Annotated in this window: 2 protein-coding genes, 1 tRNA gene, 1 pseudogene and 1 riboswitch; of the genes and pseudogenes, 3 read left to right on the forward strand and 1 reads right to left on the reverse strand. The window is 28.1% G+C overall.

The window, feature by feature from the left end:
- A pseudogene (locus VLM92_RS01130) lies at positions 1-415 on the reverse strand (aspartate 4-decarboxylase); the annotation flags it as partial.
- 302 nt (positions 416-717) lie between these two features.
- A riboswitch (Lysine riboswitch) is annotated at positions 718-894 on the forward strand.
- A gap of 215 nt (positions 895-1,109) precedes the next feature.
- On the opposite strand from VLM92_RS01130, the gene VLM92_RS01135 reads away from it, so the two are divergent.
- The 3 genes from VLM92_RS01135 to VLM92_RS01145 all read left to right on the forward strand — a co-directional run bounded on the left by VLM92_RS01135 (position 1,110) and on the right by VLM92_RS01145 (position 4,327).
- Positions 1,110-2,822: a Na+/H+ antiporter NhaC family protein gene (locus tag VLM92_RS01135; protein ID WP_414708137.1), complete on the forward strand. Its 1,713-nt coding sequence runs from the start codon at positions 1,110-1,112 to the stop codon at positions 2,820-2,822.
- 133 nt (positions 2,823-2,955) lie between these two features.
- Positions 2,956-4,146, forward strand: coding sequence for a pentapeptide repeat-containing protein (locus VLM92_RS01140; protein ID WP_325274517.1), 1,191 nt, complete (start codon positions 2,956-2,958; stop codon positions 4,144-4,146).
- 97 nt (positions 4,147-4,243) lie between these two features.
- Positions 4,244-4,327: transfer RNA gene (locus VLM92_RS01145), tRNA-Leu, on the forward strand.
- Positions 4,328-4,569: the final 242 nt, after the last annotated feature.

The raw sequence follows: 4,569 nt of genomic DNA on the forward strand, positions 1-4,569 counted from the left end.
AGTTATCTCCAATTATAGCATCAGCCAGTTCATGAACAAAATCATCTCTATCAAAATTTAATTCATTTATACCATAGTCTATTATGCTTTTTAAAAGAGAAGCACCAGGCATATTACTATTTTTTTGTATATATTTATAAAGTCTATCTGCGATACCGTCTTTTTGAGGCATACCAGCTAAATCACCTAGATCCCAATTTAAACGAGTTTCATTAACTGCAAATTGCCCAAATGTAAAAAAGGCTTCTCTAGGAGTAGCAGCAGTCCAGTTTGGATTTCCACGACCTGCATCAAGTATACTTATATTCTTATTATGGGCATTATATTTTGCTAAATCTATTAATTTATCCTTAAATTCAAAAGGACTTATTTTTCCATACATCATTTGCATTTCTTTGTAATTATACTTTCTCATAAAATAATCTCCTTAAATAATCATTTAGTAAAGATAAGAAATTCTTATAGTAAGATTATACAAAAATTTAATAAAAAAGTAAATAATAAAAAAAGGTGTATATGGCTAAATGCTTTATAAAAAATATCACAATCTATATAAAAGCATTATAAAATAATGTATTTAACAATGATGGCCTTAATTAATTAAAAAAACAATATAGAAAGTATAATAACTATTAAAAAAATAAAAATTAAAAAATTACTTGTAAAATATTGATTAATAATATATACTCATAAACAAGTAAAACAAAAGTGAATAAAATATAGGGTAGAGGCTGCGGTATTTATCAGTACTAGTAATGAGGTAAGCACAATGACTTGCTAGGAAAGGAACTATCGCCGAAGTTTATAACTGATGCTTTAAAGTTATATATCTGGGGATACATAAAATATATGTATCACTGTCACAAACTTGTTTTGTGGGGAGCTACATTTAAGGAATTATTATAATCCATGATAGTATAATAAAATTGTACTATTGTATTTAAAATTTGTTGTACATTAGATTAATCCAAATTTTAAATTTATGTAAATAATATCAGAGCCTTGAGTGTAAACTCAAGGCTCTTTTTAGTACCCTCCATATTCACAGAAATAATATAAAAAATTAAGGAGGATGTTTTATGAACAGTAAAAATCTAAGAATAACATTAATGACAATTATGCTAATTGTCCTTTCAGCACCATTAGCATTTGCAGGGGAGGTTGACCCTGCAACGATTAACGCACAAAAATTTGGAATGATAACATTAATACCACCAATAGTGGCAATAGTATTAGCGTTCATAACTAAGAATGTTGTAGTTTCATTATTTTTAGGGATTTTATCAGGAAGCTTTATAATTAATATTACAGGAAGTAATGTATTTAGTGCTTTAGTACAAGCATTTTTAGATTTAGTAGATAGAGCGTTAAACTCTTTAGCAGACCCATGGAATGCAGGTATAATACTTCAAGTATTAGCAATAGGTGGAGTAATAAACCTTGTTGCTAAAATGGGTGGTGCAAAAGCCATAGCAGAAGTACTTGCAAAAAAAGCAAAAAGTGCGAAAGGAACACAGCTTATAACTTGGTTTTTAGGATTATTAGTATTCTTTGATGATTACGCTAATGCATTAATAGTAGGGCCTATAATGAGACCAGTTGCAGATAAAATGAAAATATCAAGAGAAAAATTAGCATTTATAATAGATGCTACAGCAGCACCAATAGCAGGGCTTGCAATAATATCTACATGGATAGGACTTGAAGTAGGGCTTATAAATGATGCTTTTACAGGAATAGGAGTAGAAGCTGATGCCTTTGGAATATTTTTAAATACTATACCATTTAGATTTTACAATATATTAATATTAGCATTTATAGTAATAACTACATTACTAGCAAAAGATTTTGGACCAATGAGAGAAGCGGAATTAAGAGCTAAAGAAGCTAAAAATAATAATTCAGAAATAGAGTTAGATAAACTTAAAGAACACTCAGATTTAGAGCCCAAAGAAGGTGTAACTTTAAGTGTATGGAATGCAATAATACCTATAGGAACATTAATAGTAGCAGCTTTAGTATGTTTCTATTACAGTGGATACTCTGGAATAATGGGTGGAGAAGATCAAAATTTAATACAATTATTTATAAATTCACCATACTCATTTGAAGCAATAAAAGAAGCTTTCAGTGCATCGGATGCTTCAGTAGCTTTATTCCAGTCGGCATTATTTGCAAGTATAATTGGTATTTCTATGGCAGTTGGAAAGAAAATATTTACTATATCAGAAGCTATAGAAGTTTGGATAGATGGCATGAAAGGTTTATTAATAACAGGAGTTATATTAATACTTGCTTGGTCATTAAGTTCAGTTATAAAAGAATTAGGAACAGCTAAATACTTAGTTACATTATTATCGAGTTCATTACCAGGATTTTTACTACCTAGTATAATATTTATATTAGGAGCAGTTATATCATTTGCAACAGGTACAGCTTATGGAACGATGGGAATACTTATGCCGCTTGCAGTTCCGCTAGCTCATTCAATAAATCCAGAAATGTCATTTATAATAGTAAGTACAAGTGCTGTATTAACAGGAGCTATATTTGGGGATCATTGCTCGCCTATATCAGATACAACGATATTATCTTCAATGGGGGCTGGATGTGATCATATAGATCATGTTAAAACACAAATGCCATACTCATTATTTGTAGCTAGCATAACTATATTATTTGGATATATACCAGCAGGGCTTGGATTACCAGTTTATTTAGTTTTACCACTTGCTTTAGTTGTAATATTTGTAGGCGTTCAGATATTTGGTAAGAAAGTTGATGAAGAAGAAGTATGTGAGATTGCTCAAAATATTAACTAATAAATGTTAAAGATGAAATTAAACATAGCATAATTAAAATAAAAAAAGAAAATAATATATATAAAATGAACGTAACAATTTATTGTTACGTTTGTTTTTTACATATATTATTGTAAGTAAAAGGAGTTGTGCTATGGCATATATAAATTTTAAAGAAGAAAAGGTTGTATTAAAACAGCAATTAGAAGAAAGAAAGAAAAATAATGAAAAATTATATAATGATATAATAAAGCATAAAATCGAGCTAAGTGATTATACTCCTAATTCGGAATATAGTTATACTAAAATATTAGATCAACTAATAGGTAAAAAGGGAATATTAGATGAAGAAAGTTTTCATGAAATAAGTAATGAAGATATAGTTTGTGCTAAATTTATAGGATGTAGTTTTAGAAATGTAAAATTTAAAGAATGTAGATTTGTTGCTTGTTTATTTGAAGATTGTAGTTTCAATGGTGGAGGGGTTGTATTTGAAAATTGTATATTTTTAAAAGAAGATAGTGAGAAATTACCTTCATTAAATAAAAAGGATAATTTGGGATGTAGTTTTTATAATTGTAATATATATGCTAAATTTTTAAGTTGTGATTTATCATTTATTATTTTTGAAAATAGTAAGATTGAAAATACATGCTTTGAACTTAGTGATATGAGAAGTGCAATTATTACAAATTGTGAATTAAATATGGTTGATATTATTGATTGTGATTTTTCAACATTTAAAACATTTAAAACATATATAGTAAATATACAATTTAATGACAAGTACAAAACTAAATTTGATGAAAAAACATTCTTTGATAAGATTACTCCAAGAGTTAAAGACAAACAAGAATATGAAGGTATATATATGACATATGAAACTTTAGCAGATAAATTTAAAGAAAATAGCTTGAATAATAATTTTGGAGAATATTATTATTTAGGTAAGTGTACAGAAAGAAAATGTGTAAAATTGATACCTAAAATAGGTTCATATATATCTTGGTTATCATGTGGATATGGAGAAAGGCCTATGTTTTGTATATTATTTTCTTTAGGAATTATATTTATATTTTCAATCTTATATTTATTAATAGGTATTGATTTAAATGGCGAAGTAATTAAGTACACATTATCAAATATGAATACTTGGAACTTAAGACAATTTATAAAAGATTTTAATGAAGTTATTAATTTAAGTGTAGGCATGTTTGGCGGCGTTGGAGTTAATAATGCAAAACCAACAGAAATAGCTTATAGGTTGGCAGATTTTGAAATACTTATAGGTGTTATTATGATGGGTATAGGTATAGGTACACTAACAAGGAAGGTAGTAAGGTAAATCCTTAGAATTGTATTACTAAAAATATTTAGATTATTTAAAATATATATTGCTAATATATTGAAACGGTAGTACAATTAAAGAGTAGTAAAGATTTGCGGATGTGGCGGAATTGGCAGACGCACCAGACTTAGGATCTGGCGCCTTTGGCGTGGGGGTTCGACTCCCTTCATCCGCACCAATATAAGCAGATAACTTATGTTATCTGCTTTTTAATTTATAGTAAAATAGATAACATATATACCCTACAATCCTAACTTAAGAAGTTAAGATTATAGGGTGTATAATTTGTATAAAAAAAGAACGTAGATATTTCTACGTTCTTTTGTATATTAAGCTACTTGAGCTTGATCTTCTGATTGAGTACCACGGATTTCGTCAGCAGTCTTTATTTTTGAATTCTTAAACATTGCATAACCTATG

Source organism: Romboutsia sp. (assembly GCF_035470145.1).
Lineage (GTDB): Bacteria > Bacillota > Clostridia > Peptostreptococcales > Peptostreptococcaceae > Romboutsia_D.

What these genes read in the sequence shown, in the direction of transcription:
- VLM92_RS01135 (WP_414708137.1), top strand. Translation starts at nt 1,110, where the DNA reads ATGACAATTATGCTAATTGTCCTTTCAGCACCATTAGCATTTGCAGGG.
- VLM92_RS01140 (WP_325274517.1), top strand. Translation starts at nt 2,956, where the DNA reads ATGGCATATATAAATTTTAAAGAAGAAAAGGTTGTATTAAAACAGCAA.